The sequence below is a fragment of the Streptomyces sp. NPDC057543 genome (genome assembly GCF_042801895.1).
GTDB lineage: Bacteria > Actinomycetota > Actinomycetes > Streptomycetales > Streptomycetaceae > Streptomyces.
Map to the genome: position 1 here is coordinate 1 of NZ_JBHVFF010000117.1, position 23,985 is coordinate 23,985.

The 23,985-nt window shown below is 71.3% G+C and carries 20 protein-coding genes and 2 pseudogenes; 12 read left to right on the forward strand and 10 right to left on the reverse strand.

Annotation, left to right across the window (positions count from 1 at the left end; genetic code table 11):
- A partial coding sequence (locus tag ACFU8Q_RS20510; RefSeq protein WP_384455760.1) for a winged helix-turn-helix transcriptional regulator occupies nt 1-879 on the reverse strand: 879 nt, incomplete at its 3' end.
- Between the two features lie 108 nt (nt 880-987).
- On the opposite strand from ACFU8Q_RS20510, the gene ACFU8Q_RS20515 reads away from it, so the two are divergent.
- Together ACFU8Q_RS20515 and dapD are read left to right on the forward strand one after the other, a co-directional pair.
- Complete coding sequence (locus ACFU8Q_RS20515; RefSeq protein WP_384455762.1) at nt 988-2,229, forward strand: MFS transporter; 1,242 nt, start codon at nt 988-990, stop codon at nt 2,227-2,229.
- Nucleotides 2,230-2,318: 89 nt separating this feature from the next.
- Nucleotides 2,319-3,308, forward strand: a complete 990-nt coding sequence (dapD, locus tag ACFU8Q_RS20520; protein ID WP_384455765.1) for a 2,3,4,5-tetrahydropyridine-2,6-dicarboxylate N-succinyltransferase — start codon at nt 2,319-2,321, stop codon at nt 3,306-3,308.
- 191 nt (nt 3,309-3,499) lie between these two features.
- Here the strand turns inward: dapD and dapA are convergent, their stop codons facing one another.
- On the reverse strand, nt 3,500-4,384 hold the full coding sequence (gene dapA / locus ACFU8Q_RS20525) for a 4-hydroxy-tetrahydrodipicolinate synthase (protein ID WP_384455768.1): 885 nt from the start codon (nt 4,382-4,384) through the stop codon (nt 3,500-3,502).
- A gap of 149 nt (nt 4,385-4,533) precedes the next feature.
- Here dapA and ACFU8Q_RS20530 point away from each other — a divergent pair, with 149 nt between their 5' ends.
- Nucleotides 4,534-5,247, forward strand: a complete 714-nt coding sequence (locus tag ACFU8Q_RS20530) for a DUF4232 domain-containing protein (RefSeq protein ID WP_384455771.1) — start codon at nt 4,534-4,536, stop codon at nt 5,245-5,247.
- 18 nt (nt 5,248-5,265) lie between these two features.
- On the opposite strand, the gene ACFU8Q_RS20535 is transcribed toward ACFU8Q_RS20530, so the two are convergent.
- Together ACFU8Q_RS20535 and ACFU8Q_RS20540 are read right to left on the reverse strand one after the other, a co-directional pair.
- Nucleotides 5,266-5,709: a GNAT family N-acetyltransferase gene (locus tag ACFU8Q_RS20535; protein WP_384455774.1), complete on the reverse strand. Its 444-nt coding sequence runs from the start codon at nt 5,707-5,709 to the stop codon at nt 5,266-5,268.
- Nucleotides 5,710-5,780: 71 nt separating this feature from the next.
- Nucleotides 5,781-6,914: a lipid II:glycine glycyltransferase FemX gene (locus ACFU8Q_RS20540; protein WP_384455777.1), complete on the reverse strand. Its 1,134-nt coding sequence runs from the start codon at nt 6,912-6,914 to the stop codon at nt 5,781-5,783.
- A gap of 137 nt (nt 6,915-7,051) precedes the next feature.
- On the opposite strand from ACFU8Q_RS20540, the gene ACFU8Q_RS20545 reads away from it, so the two are divergent.
- Nucleotides 7,052-7,765, forward strand: a complete 714-nt coding sequence (locus tag ACFU8Q_RS20545) for an antibiotic biosynthesis monooxygenase (RefSeq protein WP_384455779.1) — start codon at nt 7,052-7,054, stop codon at nt 7,763-7,765.
- A 19-nt stretch (nt 7,766-7,784) separates the two neighbouring features.
- Here ACFU8Q_RS20545 and ACFU8Q_RS20550 read toward each other — a convergent pair whose 3' ends face one another.
- A complete protein-coding gene (locus tag ACFU8Q_RS20550) occupies nt 7,785-9,650 on the reverse strand; it encodes an endonuclease/exonuclease/phosphatase family protein (RefSeq protein WP_384455781.1) in 1,866 nt (621 codons plus the stop codon).
- A 207-nt stretch (nt 9,651-9,857) separates the two neighbouring features.
- On the opposite strand from ACFU8Q_RS20550, the gene ACFU8Q_RS20555 reads away from it, so the two are divergent.
- The 4 genes from ACFU8Q_RS20555 (at nt 9,858) to ACFU8Q_RS20570 (ending at nt 15,595) form a co-directional block, all read left to right on the forward strand.
- Nucleotides 9,858-11,306 (forward strand): hypothetical protein, encoded by a 1,449-nt coding sequence (locus tag ACFU8Q_RS20555; protein ID WP_384455784.1) that lies wholly within the window; start codon nt 9,858-9,860, stop codon nt 11,304-11,306.
- Nucleotides 11,307-11,745: 439 nt separating this feature from the next.
- The gene (locus ACFU8Q_RS20560) at nt 11,746-13,212 is read left to right on the forward strand and encodes an alkaline phosphatase PhoX (protein ID WP_384455787.1); all 1,467 of its coding nucleotides are present in this window, start codon (nt 11,746-11,748) and stop codon (nt 13,210-13,212) included.
- A 493-nt stretch (nt 13,213-13,705) separates the two neighbouring features.
- The gene (locus ACFU8Q_RS20565; protein ID WP_384455790.1) at nt 13,706-15,286 is read left to right on the forward strand and encodes a TROVE domain-containing protein; all 1,581 of its coding nucleotides are present in this window, start codon (nt 13,706-13,708) and stop codon (nt 15,284-15,286) included.
- Between the two features lie 78 nt (nt 15,287-15,364).
- The gene (locus ACFU8Q_RS20570; RefSeq protein ID WP_037691698.1) at nt 15,365-15,595 is read left to right on the forward strand and encodes a hypothetical protein; all 231 of its coding nucleotides are present in this window, start codon (nt 15,365-15,367) and stop codon (nt 15,593-15,595) included.
- 123 nt (nt 15,596-15,718) lie between these two features.
- Here the strand turns inward: ACFU8Q_RS20570 and ACFU8Q_RS20575 are convergent, their stop codons facing one another.
- The 3 genes and pseudogenes from ACFU8Q_RS20575 to ACFU8Q_RS20585 all read right to left on the reverse strand — a co-directional run bounded on the left by ACFU8Q_RS20575 (nt 15,719) and on the right by ACFU8Q_RS20585 (nt 18,105).
- A complete protein-coding gene (locus ACFU8Q_RS20575; protein WP_384455793.1) occupies nt 15,719-16,930 on the reverse strand; it encodes a TerD family protein in 1,212 nt (403 codons plus the stop codon).
- 80 nt (nt 16,931-17,010) lie between these two features.
- Nucleotides 17,011-17,228 (reverse strand): annotated as a pseudogene (locus ACFU8Q_RS20580) (hypothetical protein).
- Between the two features lie 67 nt (nt 17,229-17,295).
- Nucleotides 17,296-18,105, reverse strand: a complete 810-nt coding sequence (locus ACFU8Q_RS20585) for an NAD-dependent epimerase/dehydratase family protein (RefSeq protein ID WP_384455795.1) — start codon at nt 18,103-18,105, stop codon at nt 17,296-17,298.
- A 435-nt stretch (nt 18,106-18,540) separates the two neighbouring features.
- On the opposite strand from ACFU8Q_RS20585, the gene ACFU8Q_RS20590 reads away from it, so the two are divergent.
- Entirely contained in the window at nt 18,541-19,500 is a 960-nt protein-coding gene (locus tag ACFU8Q_RS20590; protein ID WP_384455798.1) for a 5-dehydro-4-deoxyglucarate dehydratase, read from the forward strand.
- On the forward strand, nt 19,497-20,675 hold the full coding sequence (locus tag ACFU8Q_RS20595) for a hypothetical protein (RefSeq protein ID WP_384455801.1): 1,179 nt from the start codon (nt 19,497-19,499) through the stop codon (nt 20,673-20,675). Before ACFU8Q_RS20590 ends, ACFU8Q_RS20595 begins: the two co-directional genes overlap by 4 nt.
- On the opposite strand, the gene ACFU8Q_RS20600 is transcribed toward ACFU8Q_RS20595, so the two are convergent.
- Nucleotides 20,658-21,887: an MFS transporter gene (locus tag ACFU8Q_RS20600; RefSeq protein ID WP_384455808.1), complete on the reverse strand. Its 1,230-nt coding sequence runs from the start codon at nt 21,885-21,887 to the stop codon at nt 20,658-20,660. The genes ACFU8Q_RS20595 and ACFU8Q_RS20600 overlap by 18 nt on opposite strands.
- Nucleotides 21,888-22,081: 194 nt before the next feature.
- Here ACFU8Q_RS20600 and ACFU8Q_RS20605 point away from each other — a divergent pair.
- Both ACFU8Q_RS20605 and ACFU8Q_RS20610 read left to right on the forward strand, forming a co-directional pair.
- Nucleotides 22,082-22,222, forward strand: a pseudogene (locus ACFU8Q_RS20605) (GntR family transcriptional regulator); the annotation flags it as partial.
- A complete protein-coding gene (locus ACFU8Q_RS20610; protein WP_384455802.1) occupies nt 22,219-22,425 on the forward strand; it encodes a hypothetical protein in 207 nt (68 codons plus the stop codon). The pseudogene ACFU8Q_RS20605 and the gene ACFU8Q_RS20610, both read left to right, overlap by 4 nt.
- Here the strand turns inward: ACFU8Q_RS20610 and ACFU8Q_RS20615 are convergent.
- Nucleotides 22,415-23,866 (reverse strand): penicillin-binding transpeptidase domain-containing protein, encoded by a 1,452-nt coding sequence (locus ACFU8Q_RS20615; RefSeq protein WP_384455805.1) that lies wholly within the window; start codon nt 23,864-23,866, stop codon nt 22,415-22,417. The genes ACFU8Q_RS20610 and ACFU8Q_RS20615 overlap by 11 nt on opposite strands.
- Nucleotides 23,867-23,985 lie beyond the last annotated feature (119 nt).

Genomic DNA, 23,985 nt, shown 5'->3' on the forward strand with positions numbered 1-23,985 from the left:
GGGCGGCGCCGTCCCCCGGATCGTCGTCAGGGCCGTCCGTACGCTCGCCTCGATGTCCGTGATTGGGTACAGCGCCTCGCGGACCGTCCGGTTCCGGTCCACCACCAGCGTCAGCCGCTTCAGTCGGCTCGTCCCCGCCGCGCGGAACGTCGGCAGTCGCAGAGCCGCTGTCAGTTCCAGCTCCGCGTCGGAGAGCAGCGGGAAGCGCAGCCGTTCCGCGTCCGCGAACGCCCGCTGCTCGTCGGGGCGTTGGGTGGACACCCCGTGCACGGTCGCGCCCGCCGCCGTGAACTCGGCCAACTGGTCGCGGTACGTACAGGATTCGAGGGTGCAGCCGCTCGCGCCGGGGATCTGCGCCCACCCCGGCGGATAGGCGTCCCGGCGGGCGTAGGCGCCGGGGAAGCAGTACAGGACGGTGTACGGGGTGTCGGCGACCGGGTCGCGCGGCACGCCGTCGTAGTCCAGCAGTTGCAGCTCGGGCAGGCGCGTGCCCACCAGGGCGTGCACCCGGGCCGCCTCCTTCGACGCCTCGGCGGCCGTTGCCGTCATCTCCCCGTCTCCCATCACCCAGCTGTCGCCCCAGTCCTGGAGAGCGATCAGTACGGGCAGCAGTGCGCGTCCGCGCCGGGTGAGCCGGTACTCGTACCGGGGTGGCCGGTCCTGGTACGGCTCCCGGGACAGCACTCCCGCGTCGACCAGCAGCCGCAGCCGCTCGGTCAGCACCTTGCGGGACACGCCCAGTTCCTCCTGGAGCGCGTCGAAGCGGTGCACGCCGCGCGCCGTGTCCCGCACGATCAGCAGGGTCCACCAGTCGCCGACGACATCGAGTGCCTGGGCGATCGCGCAGTCGGCGTCGGCCAGGCTGGTGCGCTGGGGCACGGGCTCCTCCGTCGGTCTGCCGCTGCCGTCACTTACCTGATTGACCTGTAGTCAAGCATGATGTCATAGTCCGTTCCCAAGAGGAACTTACTGGGGAGGGTGCTGCTGATGAGGTTCTTCCGGATCGTGCGCGACGTACCGCGCACCGTGCGGCTGCTGGCCTTCGGCTCCTTCCTCAACGGGGTCGTCAGCTTCACCTTCGTCTTCCTCTTCGTCTATCTGACCGGCCCGCGCGGGCTGACCGTCCCGCAGGCCGGAGTGATCGCGGGCGTCGGCGGCATCGGCCTCGTCGCGGGGAACTTCACCGGCGGCTGGTTCGGGGACCGCTACGGCCACCGCCGGATGCTTCTGACCGGTGCGCTGGTCAGCGGGACGGCGCTGGCCACCCTGCCGGTCCTACCGGTCGTCGCGATGTACGGGGTGCTGCCGCTCGCGCAGTACGCGGCAGGTGTCGTACGCGCCGCCAACTCCGCACTCGTCGCCGTCTCCGTCCCCGAGGGCAGTCGGCGCCAGAGCTTCGCCCTCGTGCGGGCCGGGAGCAATGCCGCGTTCGCCGTCGGCCCGCCGCTCGGCGCGCTGATCGCCGCCCGCTTCTCGTACGACTGGCTTTTCCTCGCCGATGGCCTCGGGACGCTGTTCTTCGCCGGATACGCGGCGACGGTGCTGCCGGCGCACGGCACCGCACACGGCCGGCCGGTGCGCGCGCCCGGCGCACCCGGGCTGTGGCGGGAGCTGCGGGTCAGGCCCGCGGTGCTGGTCCTGCTCGCCTCGATCCTCTGCGTCGACCTCGTCTACCGCCAGCAGTACTCGACCGTGCCCGTCTTCCTGGCCGAGCACGGCCACAGCGCCCAGTTCTACGGTTGGCTGCTCTCCATCAACGGTGGCCTCATCCTCCTGCTGGAACTCCCCGCGGCCCACGCCCTGCGCCGACGCGCGCCCCTGAGCATCGTGGGCGCCGGGCTGCTGCTGGTGGGGCTGGGTTACGCGGTGCTGATCCCGGGGGCCGGGGCGTTGTTCGCCGTCACGATGATGGCGTCGCTCACGGCTGGCGAGATCCTTTACAAGACCACCGCGACGGCGTACGTCGCCGATCAGGCCCCCGCCCATGCGCAGGGCCGCTTCCAGAGCCTGTACGCGGGCGCCTCCATCAGCGGGCAGGTGTTGGCGCCACCGCTGGGCGGCGCCCTCTACGCCGCCGCGCCCGGACTGCTCTGGCCGGCCTGCGCGGTGCTGGCGGGCGGTGCGGGGGCGGCGGTGCTGGTGGCGCGACGGCTACCGGGAACCGCGGTGGTGCCGGTGTGCGCGGAGGAACCCGTACCGGCACCCGAGCGGCAGACGCAGCCCGGCTGAGCCGGAGGCCGGGGCTCCCGGGGTGCGTGCGCGACCACCCGGCGAGACCGGTTGGCGACGACGGCGCCCCGCCGGTTAGGTTTCGTGTCATGACCGACACGACTCCTGCTCGCACCACCGGCGCCGTCGCCGCCGGCCTCGCCACCATCGCCGGCGACGGTTCCGTTCTCGACACCTGGTTTCCCGCCCCCGAGCTCACCGCCGAGCCGGGCCCGGCCGGAACCGAACGGCTCACCCCCGACCAGGCCGTCAACCTCCTCGGCGACGGCGCCGCCAAGGCCATCGGTGTGGACGCCCGCCGCGGTGTCGAGGTCGTCGCCGTACGTACGGTCATCGCCTCGCTCGACGACAAGCCGCTCGACGCGCACGACGCGTACCTGCGCCTGCACCTCCTCTCGCACCGCCTCGTCCAGCCGCACGGCCAGAACCTGGACGGCCTCTTCGGCCTCCTCGCCAACGTCGCCTGGACCTCGCTCGGCCCGGTCGCCGTGGACGACGTGGAGAGGGTGCGGCTGAACGCCCGCGCCGAGGGCCTGCACCTCCAGGTCACCTCGGTCGACAAGTTCCCCCGGATGACGGACTACGTCGCCCCCAAGGGCGTCCGGATCGCCGACGCCGACCGGGTCAGGCTCGGCGCGCACCTCGCCGCCGGCACCACCGTCATGCATGAGGGCTTCGTCAACTTCAACGCGGGCACCCTCGGCACGTCGATGGTCGAGGGCCGGATCTCCGCGGGTGTCGTCGTCGGCAACGGCTCCGACATCGGCGGCGGCGCCTCCACCATGGGCACCCTTTCCGGCGGCGGCAAGGAGCGCATCGTCATCGGCGAGCGCTGCCTGATCGGCGCCGAGGCCGGTGTCGGGATCGCGCTCGGCGACGAGTGCGTCGTCGAGGCCGGGCTCTACGTCACGGCCGGCACCCGCATCACGATGCCGGACGGTCAGATCGTCAAGGCCCGCGAGCTCTCCGGAGCCTCGAACATCCTCTTCCGCCGCAACTCGATCACCGGCGCCGTCGAGGCCCGCCCGAACAACGCGGTCTGGGGCGGCCTCAACGACATCCTGCACAACCACAACTAGTGCCGTGACCGGCAATGTTTGCCCCATGAAGAGCGTCGTCCGGTGCGTGCGATCGCAAGGCGGCCGGGAGCCCTTGTAGCGGAGCTACCAGGGCTTTTGGCCAACGCGGAAGGGGGTCCCCCCTGGCCCTCAAGGCCTTGGGGGAGTGCGTGCTGGGCGGCGCGACGGGGCAAAGCTTGCCGGGAGGGGCACTAGCACGTAGCGGCGAGGAGTTCCTCGTACGCGCTGCGCAGCCCGTCGGTCACCTCGCGCCCGGCGGGCTGCAGCGGTTCGCGGACCGGTCCGGCGTCGAGCAGTGCCTTCGCCGTGACCGTGCCGGGCAGCCCGGACGCCATCATCAGCTCGGCGAGCGGGACGGTCAGCCGGTTGAGCCGGGCGGCCCCGGCCGTGTCCCCGGCGTCGAAGGCGTCAAGCACCGCCCGCAGCTGCCGGGGTGCCACATTGGCGACCGTGCTGACGTAGCCCGCGGCGCCGACCGCGTACAGCGGCAGGTTCAGTTCCTCGCAGCCCGAGTAGTAGGCCAGCGACGTCGCGCCGATCACCTTCGTCGAGCCGAGCAGGTCGTACGCGCAGTCCTTCACGGCCACGATGCGCGGGTGCTCCGCGAGCCGCAGCAGGGTCTCCGGCTCGATGCGGGTGCCGGTGCGGCCGGGGATGTCGTACAGCATGAGCGGCAGGCCGGTGGCATCGGCGACGCGCCGAAAGTGCGCCTCGACGGCGGCCTGCGGCGGTCTGCTGTAGTACGGAGTCACCACCAACAGGCCGTCCGCACCCGCCTGTTCGGCCTGCCGCGCGAGGGCGACGGTGTGCCGGGTGTCCGAGCTGCCGACCCCGGCGACGATCGGTACACCGTCGCCGACCGCCGCCCGGACGGCCCGCAGCAGCGCGGTCTTCTCCGCGTCGGTGGTGGTCGGGGATTCGCCGGTGGTGCCACTGAGCACCAGACCGTCGCAGCCGTCGGCGACCAGTGAGGCGGCAAGCTTCCCGGCGGCGTCCGGGTCCAGCGCCCCGGAGGCGGTGAACGGCGTGATCATGGCGCAGAGTGCGCGGCCGAAGGGGGCTACGGGTGCTGTCATTCCCGAAGTGTCGGTCGACCGGACCGTGAAGGTCCACTTAGTTCTGCTTGGGGTGAAGGGGAAGAAACATTCAACAGTTGTGGGAAGGGGCGCCACGCTCTGGCATGATCGAACGCCTATGCGGCAGACCGACACCGGGGGGCGGGTGCATGGCTGTACGGGAGCGGACACGGGTGGAGCACGGAACCGGGGCCGGGAGGCGGCGGCCGGTGATGGCCGTGCTCATGGCCGGGGCGCTCGGCCTGTCCCTCTCGGGTTGCGCCGGGTTTCTCGTGCCGGCGGGCGAGGGCGAGTCGGAGCCGACACCGAGCTTTTCGTACCGGGTGCACGCCGACAAGCTGCCGTCATCGTTTCCGAGCGTCCCCGCAGCGCTCCCCGACCGGCCGCCGACGCCGTCGGCGCAGGGGCCCGGCCCCACACCCACCGGGAGCACCACCCGGGCCGACTGTCCGTCCTCCGGCGTCGTCGTCGACATGGGCGAGATCGAGGCCGCGCTGGGCCACCGGGCCGTCGGCCTCACCCTCACGAACTGTGGCAGCAAGCCGTACCGCGTCGACGGCTATCCGTCGGTCCGGGCACTGGACGAGGCCGGTGACCCGCTGCCGGTCCCGGTGAATCCGGGCTCCTCGTACATGGGGACCGACCCGGGCCCGAAGGAGGTCATGCTGAAGCCGGGAGGGACGATGCGCTCGCTCCTCGCCTGGGTCTCCACCCCGACCGGCGGTGACCTCATCGAGGGCGACGCGCTGCAGATCGCACCCGCCCCCGGCCTGGAGGCGCGCACCTTCCCGCTGAAGGGGAGCGACGTACGGCTGCTCGACGAGCTGAACATGACCGCCTGGCGGACCGAACCGTCGAGATAGCGCCGCGACGACGCCGGCTCAGAGGGCGAGCTTGAAGCCCTCGTGGCTGCGGGCGAAACCCAGCGACTCGTAGAACCGGTGCGCGTCGGTGCGCCGCTTGTTGCTGGTCAGCTGCATCAGTCCGCACCCCCGCAGCCGGGCCCGGTCGACGGCCTGCTTCATCAGCTCCCGGCCCAGACCGCCGCCCCGCCGGTCGGCCCTGATCCGCACCGCCTCGATCAGGGCCCGCTCCTCGCCGTGCTTGCCGAGCCCCGGTATGTATGTCGCCTGCAGACAGCCCACCACGGTGTCCCCCTCCACCAGAACGAGCATCTCGTTGCGCGGGTCGCTCTCGATGGCGGCGAAGGCCCTCTCGTACGCCTCGTCGACCACGACCGAAGCCGGGTCGACGACCCGCTCCTCGTCCGCGAGCAGGGCGAGGACAGCGGGCAGATCGGTGCGGGTGGCGGGGCGAAGGAGCATGCTCAGGAGTCTGGCACGGACGCCCGAGCGCCCGGTATCCGGCCCGGGACCACCCTCCGGAGCCGCTGTGGTCAACGATGGGCCAGGTAGAGGGAGAAGGCCTTGTGGAGCACCTTGTTGATCGGGTAGTCCCACTCGCCGACATATTCGGCGGCCCGGCCGCCGGTGCCGACCTTGAAGCGCAGCAGGCCCAGGAGATGGTTGCTCTCGTCCAGGGTGTCGGTGATGCCGCGCAGGTCGTAGACGGCCGCGCCCCTCTCGTGCGCGTCGCTCATCATGCGCCACTGGACGGCGTTGCTGGGCTGGACCTCGCGCTTGCGGCCGGTCGAGGCGCCGTAGGAGTACCAGACGTGGTTCCCGACGCTCAGCATCGTCGCCGCGGAGAGCGTCTCGCCGTCGTGGTGGGCCAGGTAGAGCCGCATCCGGTCGGGGTCCTCGGCCCGCAGCGCGGTCCACATGCGCTGGAAGTAGCCGAGCGGGCGGGGGACGAAGCGGTCGCGCTCGGCCGTCTCGCGGTACAGCTCGTAGAAGGCCGGGAGGTCCTCGTAGTCGCCCTCGACGACCTTGACGCCCGCCTTCTCCGCCTTCTTGATGTTGCGCCGCCACTGCTGGTTCAGGTTGCCCAGGATCTCCTCCAGCGACCGCCCGGCGAACGGCACCTGGAAGACGTACCGGGGCTGTCCGGCGCTGAAACCGTCCTCGCCGCCCTCCTCGCCCTGTCGCCAGCCCAGTGCGCGCAGCTGTTCCACCAGCGCGGCGGCCTGCGGCTCTTCCGTGTCCGCCGCCACGTCGCGCAGCCGCCGGGCGGACGGGTCCGCGATGGCGTCCTTGACCGTCCCGGCGTCCCAGCGGCGGGCGACCACCGGCGGGCCCATGCGCACCGAGAACGCGCCCTGCGTCTTCAGATGGGCCAGCATCGGCGCCAGCCACCGCTCCAGACCGGCGTCGTGCCAGTCGATGACGGGGCCCTCCGGCAGATACGCCAGACAGCGTTTCAGCCGGGGGATAGGCCGGTAGAGGACGAGCCCGGCTCCGACGATCCGGTCCCGGCCGGCGGCGTCGCGGTCGAACCAGCCGATGCTCTCCGCGCGCCAGTCGGGCTTCACATCGCCCCACGACGGAACCTGCATATGGCTCACGGCGGGCCGGCTCGCGACGAACGCCAGATGCTCCTCGCGGGTGATCGCGCTGAGACGCGGTTCCATGCGGTACTCCGTTCGTTGTCCCGTCGGCGGGCCCGACGGCCGCACCGGAAGAGTGTTGTTGACCTCAAGCGCACTTGACCTACCAGTGTGGTCGGCAGCGGCGCACCACGCGGGTGCACCGGTCAGGAGGACCCGTCATGAGTGTGCGATTCGAATCCCGTCCCGATCCTGCCCGTAACGACGTCGGACTGGTCAAGGCAAGCACCTGGGATGTCGGCACTCCCGAGCGGCAGCGGCGGACGATCGAGGCCATCCGTACCGCATGGGAAAGCCGGGAGTGGCCGCATCCGGGCCTGCTCTCGTACACCGTCCATGTCGGTGAGGACGGGAAGACCTTGTTCCACTACAGCCAGTGGAGTGGTGAGCAGGCGTACCAGGAGTTCTTCCGGCACGGCCGGGACGAGCGGAACGCGGACATCGACGCCGCCGTGCCGGGCATCCGGCGGCTCGGGCTGCACACCTTCGAGATGTACCGCTCCGTGCGGCCGGCGGAGGGAGACGGACGGGAACCGGGGTGCGTCGTGATCGTCGACGTCGAGTTCGAGGGGCCGGACAAGGCGCGGCAGCGGGACTGGGTGGACACCGTGTTCGAGGCGCTGGGGACCGATCCGGCGCCTGCACCCGGTGGCCTCTCCGGGCACTTCCATGTGAGCACCGACGGAACGCGCGTACTCAATTACGCCGAATGGGAGAGCGCGCGGGCCCATGTCGAGGCGCTGACCGCGCCCGGTGACGGGATCGGGTCGAGGACGCCGCAGTGGGAGCGGGTGCAGTCGTACCCGGGGATGACCGGCGGAGGCGTGCACCGGTACACGCCCGCGCTCAGCATGGGGCCGGGGGCGGGCGTGTAGGGGCGCTACGGGCTGTGGACTACGGGCGGAAGCGCAGCACCTGCGGGTCGTGGTCGCTGTTCTGCGTGGCGAACTCCGCGTTGATGTGGACGCTGTCGTAGTGGAAGCCGTGGATCGACGGGCTGGTCAGGATCTGGTCGAGCACCTGGGTGTTGCCCTGGTAGACGTACGAGTAACGCTCCGAGCGCGGCAGGGACTTGATCGCCGGATACAGCACGCCGCCGGCCGTCAGCGCCTCGGTCGTGCCGGAGAACTCGAAGTCGTTGATGTCGCCGACGACCAGGACGTCCGCGTCCTTCTGGACGCTCAGCAGCTTCTTGACGAAGGTGTTGACCGCCTTGCCCTGCGCGTGCCGCTGGTCCTCCGACGAGCGGGTGGGCGGCTGGTGCTGCGAGACGATGGACTCGTCGCCGCCCTTGGACGCGAAGTGGTTCGCGACGACGAAGACCGTACGGCCGCGGAAGGTGAACTCGCCGGCGAGCGGCTTGCGGCTGTTCGCCCACGCCGGGTTCGACGGGTCGATCCGGCCGGGGGAGTGGGTCAGGGCCGCCCCGTTCCCCGCCCGTACGACATCGGTCGCGGTCGTCGCGTCGCCGCCCGCGCGGTCGGTGAACGACACCCGCGCCGGGTTGAAGAGGAACACCTGGCGGATGTTGCCGCCGGGCTCGCCGCCGTCCTTCTTGTTCTCCGGGTCGATGGAACGCCACTGGTACGCCGGGCCGCCCGCGGCCACGATCGCGTCGGTGAACATCTTGACCGTGCGGTCGGCGGAGACAGTGCCGTCGTCCGTCGCGCCGTTGTTGTCCTGGATCTCCTCCAGCGCCACGATGTCGGGCGAGGAGAGGTTGTCGACCACCGCGGCGGCGAGCGCGTCGAACTTCTCCTGCGGGTCGCCGGGGTCGAGGTTCTCGACGTTGTACGTCGCCACCGCCAGCTCGTCGGCGTGCTGCTTGGGGGTCGTTTCCCGGCGCAGCCCGTGGGAGGTGACCTTGCCCAGGGTGCGGGCGGTCAGCGTGTAGCCGCCGTACTGGTTGAAGTCGAGCGGGCCCTCGGTGGTACCGGACAGCACGTCGCCGACATCGGCGGACGGGAAGGGCTGCTCGGTGAGCGGCGCCAGCGACTGGATCTGGAGCCGGCCGGTGTTCTGCGCGGTGTACGAGCCGTAGACCGTGCCTCCGCGGCCGGTGGCGTTCTCGTGTGGCTTCACCGTCACCCACAGCTCGGCGTGCGGGTCGGTGGCGCCGACCACCCGCGAGGAGCCGATGCGGATGTTCATGCCCTCCAGGGATTCGTAGTAGTCCAGGGCGTAGCGGGACGGGTCGAGGGGGAGCGCGTCGATCGACCCGCCCGCCGCGGGGTCGCCCGCGGGGCTGTACCGGGCGGGGACCGAGCGCTCCGAGACCGTCACGGGCGCGGGCAGAGCGTTGCCCGAGGAGACCACGGCGACGGTGGGCTTGGTGATCTGGGTGAGCGACTGGTTGCCGGAGGAGGCGCCGCCCGGGACGAACTCGGCGACCGTGCCCGAGACCGTGACCGCGTCACCGACCGCGACGGTCGGCGCGGAGCCGGTGTAGACGAAGACGCCCTCGCTGGTGGCGGGGTCGGCGTCGGGGTTCGGGTCCTGGAACCAGAAGCCCTTCGAGCCGTACGTCCGCACACCCGTGACGATGCCCGGGACCCCGGCGACCTGCCGGCCGGCGAGCGGGGATATCCGGGTGGTGCCCTGGATGTCGTGGATCCGGACCTGGCCGTCGGCGGCCGGGGAGGAGGCGGCGGGGGAGGAGGCGGACGCGGAAGTGGTGGCCGCGCCGGTGAGCAGGCCCGCGGCGAGCGCGGCGGCGACCACGGCGGATACGGCGGTTGTTCTGGACGATGCGGAGGGCATCAATGGCTCCGGAGTTTCGAGGGGGGAGGATGGGGTCTACGCGCGTCAATCTCTTGTGTGGGCGCATCCGTTGTCAAGAACCTCCGGGTGGACGGAAGCCGTCCGTTTCATGAACCGGGTGGCATGGGGCGAAATGCGTCTACGCTTGGGCCGCCCGACCCGTACGCGCCCCCCGTACACCCCGTACGTCCCGAGGAGAACCACCTGATGTCCGCAGAGCGTCCCACCCTGCCGCCCGTGAGGCTGCGCACCGAGGCCGAGCTGGCACGGGACGCGCTTGCCGCGCCGTTGCTCGCCCGCGCCGTCCGGCTCGCCCGCTGGGCGGGCCCGGAGACGCGGGTCGGCGCCGGTGGCGAGCTCGTCGAAGCGCAGCTGCCCGCGGCGGCCGAGCACCTCGGCCGCACGGCGGACGAGGACGGCGCGGCGGAGGCCAGCGAGGCGTGGCGTCTCGCGGTCGACACGGGACTGGTCGACGTCGAGGACCCGGAGGAGACCGACGGGGAGGACGCGGAGGGCACCGCCGCCGCCGGTGAGAACCTGGCGCTGATCACCGGGGGTTCGCCGCAGGACGTCCTGTCGATCTGGCTCGATGGGCTGGAGGCCGTCCACGCCGATGCCACCGCGCCCTTCTTCGAGGACTTCGCCGACCTCGTCGGCGAGGACGGCACGGTGGACTTCGATTCCCTGGACTGGGATCCGGAGGCCGAGGCGGAATTCCTCGACGGGGTCCTCGGCAATCTGTACCTGCTCACCGTCGGCGACGGCGGCGCGGACGCGGCGCCCGTACCGCTGCCCGCGCTCGCCGCGTCGATGCTGGTGCCGGACGACATGGGCGAGCCCACCGACGACATCCTCGAGCAGGTGTCCGAGGCGATGATGCGCCTCGACGACCAGTTCCGGGTCCTCGAACCCATGGGGATCGTCGAATACCGCCCGGTGGACGAGGCGTTGCTGGCCGAGGAGGGCGAGGACACCGCCGTCGCGGCCGACGACGAGGATGTCACCCGGTACGGCATGGTGAAGCTGACCCCCCTCGGCCTGTACGGCGTCCGGGCCCGGATGCTGGAGGCCGGGGTGGACGCCCCGGCGATCGGCGACCTCGCGGACAAGGGGGCCGACGCGCTCCTCGGCGGCATCGCGTACTACCCCGAGGCTGCGGCGCGCGGCGAGATCGAGCTGTGGCTCACCCGACGCGGCGCGGACGGCGCCGCGGCCGAACTCCTGGCTGCGGCTCGCGGAACGGACCGGCAGGCGCCGCTGCGGCGGCTCAACTGCCAGCAGGCGCTCGCCCTGGTCGGCGCGGAGGCGGAGCCCGCGGTGCGCGCGGTGCTGGACGACGCCGAGCTGGGCGGTCTCGCCCGGGTCTGGCTCGCGGAGCTGGGCGCGGCGGACGTACCCGTGCCGCCCGAGTCGATGATCTTCTGGCTCGCCATCGACACGATCGCGGCCCAGCTGGAGGCCGGGGGCGACCTGGACGAGCTCCAGGGCCTGGTCGAGGGCCTGGCAGGTCAGCACAGCGGCTTCTTCAGTGAGGCGTGGCGGGTGGAGCACCCGGCGACGGCGGACGTCCTCGAAGCGATGGGGCGGCTGCACAGTGACAAGAAGAAGGCCAAGGAGGCCCGCAAGGCGGCGTTCAAGGCCCGGTCGCGCGCCTGAGGCACCCGACAGGGCGTGCCGACGGCCGGCTGCGGAAGGCCGGATGCGGGGAAGGCCGGCTTCGGACAGCCGAGGACTGACAGTCGTGTACGGGCAGTCGTGAACCGGCAGTCGTGTACGGGCAGTCGTGAACCGGCGGTCGTGTACGGGCAGTCGTGAACCGGCAGTCGTGAACCGGCAGTCGTGAACCGGCAGTTGTGTAGAGGCAGTCGTGAACTGACGGCCGTGTACGGGCAGCTGTACGCGGCCGGCTGCAACTGCCCGTCCACATCCGGCCGTCTGTATCCGCGTACGGCATCGCATCCGGCCGGCGGGGCCGTATCCGGCCAACTGCACCGGAAGGATGCCCCTCGACGTCGACCGCGGTTCACCTGGCGTTCGGGCAGGGGCGCGACTGTGGGCGCGCCAACAACCCGCTCAGTTGCTCCAGGAGTACGTGATGCCCTTCACGCGCAGGGAATTCACCAAACAGTCCGCCCTCACCGGTGCCGGCATCGCCCTGACCGGTACCGTCGCGGCGCTGGCCACCGCGCCCGGCGCCCTGGCCGCACAGGACGCGAAGCCCGGCAACAGCGACAACGAGCACGGGAACGGCCACGGAAACCACGGCGAGCCGGGCTACGGGCCGCTGATCGCCGACCCCGAGGGCCTCCTCGCGCTGCCCGCCGGCTTCGAGTACGAGGTCATCACCCACTGCGGTGTCACCAAGCTGGAGACCGGCGAGTACACCCCCTCCAACCACGACGGCACGGCCACCTTCGAGGGCCCCCGCGGCGTCACCCTGCTCGTCAACAACCACGAGCTGAGCGGCACCCGCGCAGGCTGGGAGCACCCGGTACCGCTCGCCGAGGGCCTCGTCTACGACCCCGTCGCGGCCGGCGGCTGCACCGTTGTGGAGACCCGCCGCGACGGTCGTACCGCCGAGTGGGTCGGCATCGCCGGTACGTCCACCAACTGCGCCGGTGGCGCCACCCCGTGGGGCACGTGGCTCACCTGCGAGGAGACCGAGGACAAGGCCGGCAAGAACGGCCTGCTCAAGGACCACGGTTACGTCTTCGAGGTCGACCCGTACGACAAGCGCGCCAACCGCGACCCGCGCCCGATCAAGGCCTTCGGCCGCTTCGCGCACGAGGCCGTCGTCATCGACCCCAAGCAGGGCCACGCCTACCTGACCGAGGACGCCGCGGGCCCCAACGGGCTGCTCTACCGCTGGGTTCCGCCGCACGGCTTCCGGCACGGCCGCGGCAAGCTGCGCACGCTCGCCGACGACGCCGGTGTCCTCCAGGCCACCAAGTGCTTCGACAGCAACGGCAAGTTCGTCGACGACCTGTCCCGCGCCACCAAGATCGGCACGGTGTACGGCGTGGACTGGGTCGACGTACCCGACCGTGACGCGAAGACCGTCTCGGTGCGCAAGCAGTTCGCGGACAGCGAGGTCACCCGCGCACGCAAGCTCGAAGGCATGTGGTGGGGCGACGGCGGCGCGTACCTCGTCTCCTCGTTCGCCCGCGCGGAGAGCCCCGTCCAGCACGACGGCCAGGTGTGGTTCTACGACCCGAAGCGCCGCACGCTGACGCTGAAGGTGCTCCTCGGCGTGAACGCCGACCCGTCGAAGGACGGTGCCTTCGACGGCCCGGACAACATCACCGTCTCGCCGTACGGCGGTCTGGTCATCGCCGAGGACGGCAACGGCATCCAGCACCTGTTCGGGGCGACCGAGAGCGGCCGCACCTACCCGATCGCGCGCAACGAGCTGAACATCGGCAGCGAACAGGAGCCGGAGTACAGCGAGTTCACCGGTGTCACGTTCTCGCCCGACGGCAGGACGCTGTACGCCAACATCCAGACGCCGGGCATCATGCTCGCCATCACCGGCCCGTGGAAGCGTCAGCCGAACCGCCCCTGACGGCCGGTGACGCGACGGGTGTAATTCCCTCGCGCTCCTTGGGGTTCCCCCCTAGAGTCCTGTCTGTGTCCAGGTGCGCAGGCAGGACCTACTTCCAAGGAGGATGTCGCGGGTTCGAGTCCCGCCGCCCGTATACGTACAGGCGTAGCTCAGCGGCAGAGCGCCTTCGTCGGTTCCGCCGACCCTGATCTCTGGACATCACAAATTCATCAGCAATGACTGCACGCACCTCCCGGTGCGCAGGCTGCGGCTACTTCTTGAAACGAAAAACGCCGCCGCCGACTCTGATCTCGGGAGGCACAGACATCGGGGGGGGGTGCCCGGTGCGCAGGTGACGGATACTTCTCGGATCCGACAGTTGCGGGTTCAAGTCCTGCCCGGCCACGGCCGGTAGCTCAAAGCGGTAGAGCATCAGGCAAGCCCGTCGCCGACTCCCGACCTCGGGCACCCCTTTTCCGCTGTGCCTTCTCCCAATGAATTCGGGGGAATTCACATGACACGCTTCAATATCCGCACCATCAAGCCCCGCGTCACCTCGCCCGTGAAATCGACCGGGCACACCGCACCCACCCACCAGGGCGGCCGAGGACATCTCCGGGACAACCGCTCCGAGCTCTTTCTGCTCGCCGTCGCCAATTTCGTTTCGCAGCAGACCTTTTACGAGGACGGCGAGCAGCGCGACGACCGCTTCGCGGAACTGGTGCGGGTACTCGCCGTCGGCGACCCCGAGTGGACCGCCGGCCTGCTCCACTGGCTGCGCCGCGACGGCCAGATGCGTACCGCCTCGATCGTCGGCGCCGCCGAGTACGTGAAGGCGCGGCTCGACGCGGGGGCCGACGACGGACCTTCCAACCGCCAGGTCGTCGACTCCGTCCTGCTGCGTGCCGACGAGCCCGGTGAGCTCCTCGGATACTGGACCTCGCGCTACGGACGTGCCGTGCCCAAGCCCGTCAAGCGCGGCATCGCCGATGCCGTACGCCGCCTCTACAACGGCACGTCGCTGCTGAAGTACGACACCGCGTCCAAGGGCTACCGCTTCGGCGACATCCTGAACCTGGTGCACGCCTCGCCCGACCCTCACAAGCCGTGGCAGGGCGAGCTGTTCCAGTACGCCCTCGACCGGCGCCACCACCCGGAGACGGCCGTGGTGCCGGTCTCCGACCGTACTCTCACCGCTCACCGCGCGCTGATGGAACTGCCGGTGGGGGAGCGCCGGGCCGTGATCGAGGGCGCGGACGGGGCGGAGCGGCTGGCGGCAGCGGGCATGACCTGGGAGGCCTTGGCGGGCTGGCTGCACGGGCCGATGGACGCCGCGGCCTGGGAAGCGGTGATTCCGTCGATGGGCGCGATGGCGCTCGTCCGCAATCTGCGCAACTTCGACGAGGCGGGCGTCTCGGACGAGGTCGCCGCGCAGGTCGCGGCGAAGATCTGCGACCCGGACGTGGTCGCCGCGTCGCGGCAGTTCCCGTTCCGGTACCTCGCCGCCTACCAGCACGCGCCCTCGCTGCGCTGGGCCCACCCGCTGGAGAAGGCGCTCGGCCACTCCCTGAGCAATGTGCCCGCGCTGCCGGGACGGACGCTGATCCTGGTGGACCGCTCGGGCTCGATGTGGTCGCCGCTGTCGGACCGCTCACAGCTCAACCGGGCAGACGCCGCCGCGATCTTCGGCACGGCGCTGGCGCTGCGGGCCGCCGAGGCCGATCTGGTGCAGTTCGGTACGAACAGCGCACCGGTGAGGTATCGCCGACGCGAGTCCGTGCTGAAGGTCCTGGAGCGCTTCGGTGACCTCGGCGGCACCAACACCGCCGGGGCGGTGCGCCGCCACTACAAGAGGCACGACCGGGTACTGATCGTCACCGACGAGCAGGCGTCGTTCTCGTACGCCGCGGACGCGACCGCGGCCGTGCCGTCCAAAGTGCCCGTCTACACCTGGAACCTGGCCGGATACCAGGTCGGGCACGCCCCGTCGGGAGGCGGGAACCGCCACACCTTCGGGGGGCTTTCGGACGCGGCGTTCCGCATGGTGCCGCTGCTGGAAGCGGGCCGGGACGTGGACTGGCCCTGGAATCGCTGATTACGAATCCGGCATCAGTGGGCCCCCAGGAGCGGACGGGCATGGCGCCGGGCGTTCCCAGGGCGCATACTCAAGGTAATGAAACAGTCAGCCGGATCCCGGCGCTACCTGCCTTCCAGTCCCTTCAACCGCCCGGCCCAGGCGGCCCCACCGGTCGAATTGTTCGATGTGGGCGACAGGGTGTCGCACGACCAGTTCGGACTCGGCCGCGTCCTCGCTGTCGAGGGCGACAACGACGCAGTACTCATCGACTTCTCGGGGCGCCAGGGGAGGATCCTGAGCCCGTACTCCAAGCTGACCAAGCTCTGAGAGAACCGGCGAGCACGCGCAGCGTCCGCGGTCCCGTCACGCTCTCCGGCTTCAGGGGCACCTGGCACTCGCAGGTGCCCCTGAAGTCGTACCGGAGGCTCTCGCCGCAAAGCCCTTGCGGCGTTACAGCGCCTGGGCGGCGGGTTTCACCATGCCGCGGACGGTGCGTGACTTCACGAAGTCGCCCATGGCCGTCATCTCCCACTCGCCGGAGAACTGCTTGATCAGCTTGGCCATCATCACGCCGGTCTGCGGCTCGGCGCCGGTCAGGTCGAAGCGGACCAGCTCCTCGTCGGTGGTGGCGTCGACCAGCCGGCAGTAGGCCTTGGCGACCTCGGTGAACTTCTGGCCGGTGAACGAGTTGACCGTGAAGACCAGGCCGGTCGCCTCCGCCGGGATCCTGCCCAGGTCGACGACGATCACCTCGTCGTCCCCCGCGCCCTCGCCCGTGAGGTTGTCGCCGGAGTGCTTGATCGCGCCGTTCAGGATGGAGAGCTTGCCGAAATAGCAGCTGTCCAGGTGGTTCCGGTTGGGGCCGTAGGCGATCACCGAGGCGTCGAGGTCGATGTCCTTGCCGCGGAACGCGGGCTCCCAGCCGAGGCCCATCTTGACCTGGGAGAGCAGCGGCCGGCCGGCCTTGACCAGGGAGACCGTCTGGTTCTTCTGGAGGCTGACCCGGCCCTTGTCGAGGTTGATCTTGCCGGAGGCGACGGGCGCGGGCGCAGGCGCGGCGGCGGGCGGGGCGGCGGGGGCCGCGGGCACGGCGATCCGCAGGTCCACGGGCGGGGCGGCGGGCATCGGGGGCACGACGGGCGCGGGCGCGGCGGCGGGCTCCTCCTCGACCGAGACACCGAAGTCCGTGGCGATTCCGGCCAGTCCGTTCGCATAGCCCTGGCCGACGGCGCGGGCCTTCCAGGCGCCGTTGCGGAGGTAGACCTCGATGACCACGAGCGCCGTCTCGGCGTCCAGCCGGGGCGGCGTGAACGTGGCGAGCACGCTGCTGTCGTCGGCGTTGCGCACGGTCGCGGTGGGTTCGATGCCCTGGAAGGTCTGGCCCGCCGCGTCCGGGCTCGCCGTGACGACGATCTTCTCGATGCCGGGCGGGACCGCGGTGGTGTCCACCACGATCGCGTCCGGCGCGGTGCCGCCGCCGGAGCGGTATGTCACGCCGGGGCCGGTGGGCTGGTTGTAGAAGATGAAGTCGTCGTCGGAGCGCACTTTTCCGTCGGCGGTGAGCAGCAGGCCCGAAACGTCGAGCCGCACCGGGGCGGAGACGTCCACTGCCACGCGGGCGGCGGAGAGAGGGATGTTCGAGCCGGGGGTCATAGCGGTCATGCCCGGGGTAACGAACGACCCGGCTTTGCCGTTCCCTTACCTTCGCGGGCCTTCGGCCGTACGGGGCAGGAGTCCCTCCGTCAGCGATTGCGGGGGTGGTTGCGGGCCGTGCGCTCGTTGCCGTGCCTGTACGCCCCGGTCCATCGGGCCATCACGAGTTGCGCGTCGCCGGACGCCACCTCGGCCAGGAACTTCTCCGCCCGGCCGCCGCGCAGCGTGCCCGCGGGGCGGCCGGGCGGGTGATGGTGACGCTCGCGTCGCCGTGCTGCTCGTAGAGGAATCCGGAAGGTCTCGGCACGGCTCCGCATCCTGCCGTCCGCCGGGGCGCGCTGTCGCGCGGATTTCCGCGTACCCGGACCGCGGGTTCAGCGCGGCCAGATCGGCGGGTTGGTGCAGAAGTGGCCGCCGAGGTGGGCGTGGTCGGGGTTGTCCGGGTCCAGCTCGCCCTGTTCGGCGAGGAGTTCGGCCGCGTACGGCTCCGAGTCGTCCCTGGGCTCGTAGCCGAGTGAGCGTGCCGTCGTCAGGTCCCACCACAACCGGGTGTTGTCGGACGAGCCGTGGACGACGGTGTGCCGCACGTCCTCGGCGGTGAGCGCGGCGTGGAAGAGCCGGGCGCCGTCCTCGGGGCTCATCCAGACCGAGAGCATCCGTACGGATGTCGGCTCCGGGAAGCAGGAGCCGATGCGTACGGAGACGGTCTCCATGCCGTGCCGGTCCCAGTACAGCTGGGCGAGGTCCTCGCCGAAGGACTTGGACAGCCCATAGAAGGTGTCGGGGCGGCGCGGGGCGTCGATCGGGATCAGCGGATCGCCGGGGAGCGGGCGGGGGGTGTATCCGATGACGTGGTTGGAGGAGGCGAACACGATGCGCCGGACGCCCTCTGCGCGCGCGGCCTCGTAGAGGTTGTACGTCCCCTGGATGTTCGCCCGAAGAATTTTGTCGAAAGAGGCTTCCAGGGAGATGCCCGCGAGGTGGATGATCGCGTCTACGCCCCGCACGGCCTCGCGCAGCGCTTCCTCGTCGCCGAGGTCGGCCGTGATCGCGTCCGGCTCGCCCTCGACCGGGGCGACGTCGAAGAGGCGGAGCTCGTAGCCGTACGCGGGCAGAAGTCCGCGCATCAGGGTGCCGAGCCCGCCGGCGGCGCCGGTGAGCAGGACGGTGCGGGGAGCGGACATGCGCGGATCTCCTCGGTACATAGGTGCACGCGCGCGACGTGCGCGCGCGGCACGGGCCCTGCGGCACCTGCGGCGCGTACACACGGGGCGTCAAATCCATGGATGGCATTCATATGCATGGACACGCTAAGAAGTCCGGGCGTATGGCGTCAAGAGCGTGGGCGCGCGGTCGGCGGAGTGGGCGGCTCCTGCTTCCGGTGACTGTCCGGCGTCGGCCCGGTCTCGTACCGGGTCTCTCGTATCCGGTGTCGTGGTCCGGCATCTGTCCGGCGTCTGCGCGGCGTCTGTTCGGCGTCGAAATCTCCGCTGCCGGGCTCGGGTGGGTTGCGCGTTCCTGTCTTGACCTGCGCCGGGCGGCTGCTTTAGCGTGAGCTCGTTCATGAATATGGACACCGATCAGAATTGTGCACGCCTGAATCTGCTCAGGGAGCGCCCGTGACCTCAGCCCCTCTTGCCGCCCGACTCAACCGTGTCGCCGGGCCGCTCTTCTTCCCCGTCACCGCGTACGGACCGGACGGCGCCGTGGACCTCGACACCTTCCGGGCGCATGTGCGGACCGGCATCGACGCCGGTGCGGCGGCCGTCTTCGCCTGCTGCGGCACCGGCGAGTTCCACGCCCTGACACCGGAGGAATTCCGCCTCGTCGTCGCCGCGGCCGTCGAGGAGACCGCCGGAGAGGTGCCTGTCGTCGCGGGCGCCGGGTACGGCACGGCGCTCGCGATCCAGTACGCGAGGCTCGCGGAGGAGGCGGGCGCGGACGGGCTCCTGGCCATGCCCCCGTATCTCGTCGTCGCCGACCAGGCCGGGCTGCTGAGCCACTACACGGCGCTTGCCGCGGCCACCGGCCTGGAGACGATCGTCTACCAGCGGGACAACGCCGTCTTCACCCCGGAGACCGTCATCGCGCTGGCCGGGACGCCCGGCGTCATCGGTCTCAAGGACGGTTACGGCGACCTCGACCTGATGCAGCGCATCGTCAGCGCCGTCCGCACCGAACGGCCCGGCCAGGACTTCCTGTACTTCAACGGGCTGCCCACCGCCGAACTCACCGGCCTCGCCTACCGGGGCATCGGCGTCACGCTCTACTCCTCCGCCGTCTTCGCCTTCGCGCCCGACATCGCGCTCGCCTTCTACCGGGCGCTGGACTCCGGCGACACCGACCTGGCCGACGCGCTCCTCGACCACTTCTACCGGCCGCTCGTCGAACTGCGCGCCAAGGGCCGTGGCTACGCCGTCTCACTCGTCAAGGCGGCGGTCCGGCTGGGCGGTCTGGACGTGGGCGAGGTCCGCACCCCGCTCACCGAGCCTCCCGCCGCCCACATCGAGGAGCTCGCCGGGATCATCGCGCGAGGCCGCGCGTTGCTGGAGAAGTACGGGCAGGAGCGGCACGGATGAAGACCTCCGCCTTCCTCTATCCGTGGGACGTCGTGGGCGACCCGGACGCGGCCGACCGCGTCGCGGACCTGGGCGTCCAGCAGGTGACGCTCGCCGCCGCCTACCACTCCACCCGGGCGCTGACCCCGCGCCACCCGAGCCGGCGCATCGTCACCGCCGAGCACGCCGCGGTGCTCTACCCACCGGACGCCGCCCGGTGGGCCGGGCGCGAACTGCGTCCGTACGAGCAGTCCTGGGTGGCCTCGGACGATCCGTACGCCGAGGCCGCACAGGCACTCACCGAGGCCGGCCTGGAGGTGCACACCTGGGTGGTCCTCGCGCACAACTCCCGGCTGGGCGCCGAGCATCCGGACATCTCCGTCATCAACGCCTACGGGGACCGCTACCCGTGGGCGCCCTGCATCGCCCAGCCCGCGGTCCGCGCCTACCTGGTGGACCTGGCGGCGGAGGCGGCGGTCCGGGACGGTGCGCGCGGCACCGAGCTGGAGTCCTGCGGCTGGTACGGATTCGCGCATCTGCACGCCCACGACAAGATCGCGGGCGTCGGCCTCGGGGACGCGGCGCAGTATCTGATGTCGCTCTGCTTCTGCCCGGCCTGCCGGACCGGGTACGCCGAACACGACCTGGACGTCGATGAGGTGGCCACGGCCGTACGGCGGGGCCTGGAACCGGCCTGGTCCGGTTCCGGCTCCCCGGAGGCCGGGTGGGCGGGCATCGAGAAGCTCCTCGGCCCCGGCCTCGCCGCCGCCACCCTCCAGTGGCGGGGCCGAGTCGCCCGCGCGCTCCAGGAAGCCGCGGTCGCCGCGGTGCGGGCGGCGGCGGAGCCGGGCTTCCAGGTGCTGCTGCACGCCGACCCCGCCCCGTACCGCTGTGGTGCCAACGTCGGTGCGGACCCTGAGCGCATTCTGTCCGTGGCGGACGGTGCGGTACTGCCGTGCACCGGCGGCGACACGGCGCGCGAGGCCGTGCTCGGCCCGTTCGCCGGGCGGGACGGCGTGCTCGCGGCCAACTTCACCGTGGTCACCGGCATGGGCGGCAGCCCCGCCACGCTGGAGCGGGACGCCGCGCACGCGGCATCGCTCGGCGCGAACCAACTGCGCCTGTACCACGCCGGGCTGGCCTCCGGCCCGGACCTCGATGCCGTCGCCGGGGCGCTGTCACGCCTCGGTCGATGAAGGAAGCGGGCCGGTGGGGGCGTCCGTCGGCCTCCCCCGCCGGCCCGTGACGAGCAGAGCCGCGGTCAGCAGCGCCGCCGCACCGACCAGCGGCAGCAGTACCCGGATGTCCACCAGTGCGATCAGCCCGGCGCCGAGCGCCAGCGCCACCGCGTTCGGCACCATCATCAGCGTGTTCGCCGTCGCGGCGGTGCGGCCCAGCAGGGCGTCCGGGGTCTCCCGCTGCACCGCCGTCATCGCGGCGATCAGCACACACGGCAGCCCGACCCCGATGGCCGCGCTCCCCGCCAGCGCCACCGCGTCGTACGGCAGTGCCCGTGTCCCCACCGCCACCGCGAACAGCGCGATCCCGGCCGCCGTGAACACCCGCTCCGGCAGCCGCCGCAGCAACGGACCGGCCAGCAGCCCCACGGCGACGGACCCGGCTCCCTGCACCGCGTACAGCACGCCCGCGTACGTGGGGGAGTGCCCGAGACCGTCGTCGACGAAGGCGTAGACCGCCGCCCCGTTGAGTCCCGCGCACAGCATCGTCACCGACCCCGCCAGCACGAGCGGCCGTAGCACCGGAGACCGCCACATCTGGCGTGCGCCCGCGGCGAGTCCGCCCCGGCCGACCGGAGTGGTCGCGACCGGCTGGCGCACCGGCAGCAGCGCGTAGACCCCGGCCGCCAGTGCGAACGACACCGCGTCCAGCAGCGCCACCGCGCCGCCTCCGAACCGGCCGTACAGTGCCGCGCCGGTCAGCGGCGCCAGCAGCTTCATGCCCTCGTTCGCCGTCATCCGCAGCCCGTTGAAATCACCCAGCAGCCGCGTGTCGACGGCCCCGGCGACCAGCGCCGACTCGGCCGCGTCCATCAGCACGGCACTTGTTCCGTACAGGACGAGCACGGTGAAGAGGATCCAGATCCGCCCCGCCGGGTCGACCGCGACCAGCGTGGCCAGCAGCCCCGCCATGACGAGGTTCGACGCAACAAGGAGCGGCTTCCTGGGCAGGCGGTCGGCGATCGCCCCGAGCGCGGGCCCGACCAGCACCGGCAGCCACATCGCGAAGACGGCGAGTGCCGCCAGACTGTCCGAGCCCGTGAGCGACTTGACCCAGACCCCGGCCGCGAGCCACATCGCGGACGTCCCGAAACCGGAGACGACGACCGCCGCCAGGAACAGCCCCGCCGTACGGTCCCGCAGCACCCGCATCGTCGCCGAGCCCGACATCGCACCCACCACAACCCTTCCGACCCGCACGTTCGTCACGGGTTCAGGCTGGTGGCTGAGGACGCCCGGCGGCATCGGGCGGATTCCCTACATCGCACCCGGCCGCGACCGCCGTCCGCGCACCGGGTGTACGACACATGCCCGATGCCCGCGAAGGGACGGCGGACGGCGACGCTCCGCAGTGCGGCCGTCGCGAGCGGGAGGCCGCCGCGCACCGCGAGATCCTGCGGCTCGCACTCGCCGACGACGCGGCCCGCGCCCTGCACGAGCACATCGCGTCGTTCGTCAGCCGCGCGTTCCCCGAAACGGCGGAGACCGAGGGGGACCCGGCATGAACCACCAGCACACCGACGAAAGGCCTGACCGCATGGATCTCCTCCCGCTGAAGACGGCCCTCGCCGATGTCGTGGCGATCCGGGTGACGCCGTTCGCCCGGACGGGACCGTCGACCTGGCCGCCCACCGCGCACTGCTGCGACGGCTCCTCGACGGATGTGTACGGTGTCCGGCGCCCGGACCGTCGCCCCCTCACCCCTTGAGCGCCGCCTTCATCATCTTCTGGGCGATCGGCGCTGCCAGACCGTTGCCGCTGACCTCCGCGCGGGCCGCGCCCGAGTCCTCGACGACCACCGCAACCGCGACTTCCTTGCCGCTGGACCTGTCCTTCGCGTACGAGGTGAACCAGGCGTACGGGGACTTGCTGTTGCCCACGCCGTTCTGCGCGGTACCCGTCTTGCCGCCCACCTCGGCCCCGGCGATCCTGGCGTTGGTGCCGGTGCCCTCTTCGACGACGGTCACCATCGCGCTGCGCAGCTGCTCGGCGGTGGACTGCGAGACGACCCGCTTCGTGTCCCCGTCCGCGAAGTCCTGCAACGTGTTGCCCTTGGAGTCCGTCACCCGGGACACCATGTGGGGTGCGGCCAGCTCGCCGCCGTTGGCGAGGGCGGCCGAGACCATGGCGATCTGCAGCGGCGTCGCGGTGACCTCGAACTGGCCGATGCCCGACAGCGCCGTCTGCGCCTTGTCCATGCTGGACGGGTAGACGCTCTCGGAGGCCCGCACCGGCATGTCCAGCTTCGTGGTGTTGAAGCCGAACTTCTCCGCCATCGCTCTGACCTTGTCCTGGCCGAGGTCGACCGCGACCTTCCCGAAGACGTTGTTGCAGGAGTACTGGAGCGCGGTGCGCAGCGTGGCGTTCTCGCAGGGCGCCGAGGCGCTCTCGTTCTCCAGGTTCTTGCTGCTGCCGGGCAGCGGGTACGGATTGGGGCTGTCCGTGCGCTCGTCGACGGAGCTGTACAGCCCGTCCTCCAGCGCCGCGGCCGCCACCACCAGCTTGAACGTCGAACCGGGTGCCAGCGGCTGCCGCAGCGCGCGGTTGACCAGCGGCTTGTCCGGGTCGTCGAGCAGCTTCTTCCAGGCGTCGCCGTCCGTCGTCCCGCTGATCTTCGAGGGGTCGTACGAAGGGGTGGAGACCACGCCCAGCACCTGTCCGGTCTTCGGGTCGATCGCGACCGCCGCGCCCTTGTCGGTGCCGAGCGCCTCGTACGCCGCCTTCTGCACAGCCGGATCGATCGTCGTCAGGACGTCGCCGGGGGCCGCCTGCTTGCCCGTCACCGCGTCCATCGGGCTCTTCAGCCGGTCATCGGTGCCGTCCAGCACATGGCTGTAGATCCCTTCGAGCTGCGTGGCACCGTACGCCTGCGAGCTGTAGCCGGTGACGGCCGAGTAGAGATCGCCCTGCTTGTAGGTGCGCTTGTACGCGAGGTCGCTGCCCACCGTCCCCTTCGAGCCGGTGACCGGGTTCCCGGCCACGATGATGTCGCCCAGCGGCTGCGCGTACTGCGCGATGGTCTTCCGCCGGTTGTGGTCGTTGTCTGCGAGCGCCTGTGCCTGGTACGCCTGCACCCAGGTCGCCCGCACCAGCAGGGCGAGGACCAGCAGCAGACAGAAGACCGAGGCGTGCCTGATCGTTTTGTTCATCCCAGGGGAGGGACGAGCGGGGCACCGCGCGGCGTTCCCGGTTGTGCCGCTTCTCACCGATTCCTCATGATCGGCCGGGGCGACCGGGGGCGATGCCCCGGGTCACCCCGGCAGTTCAC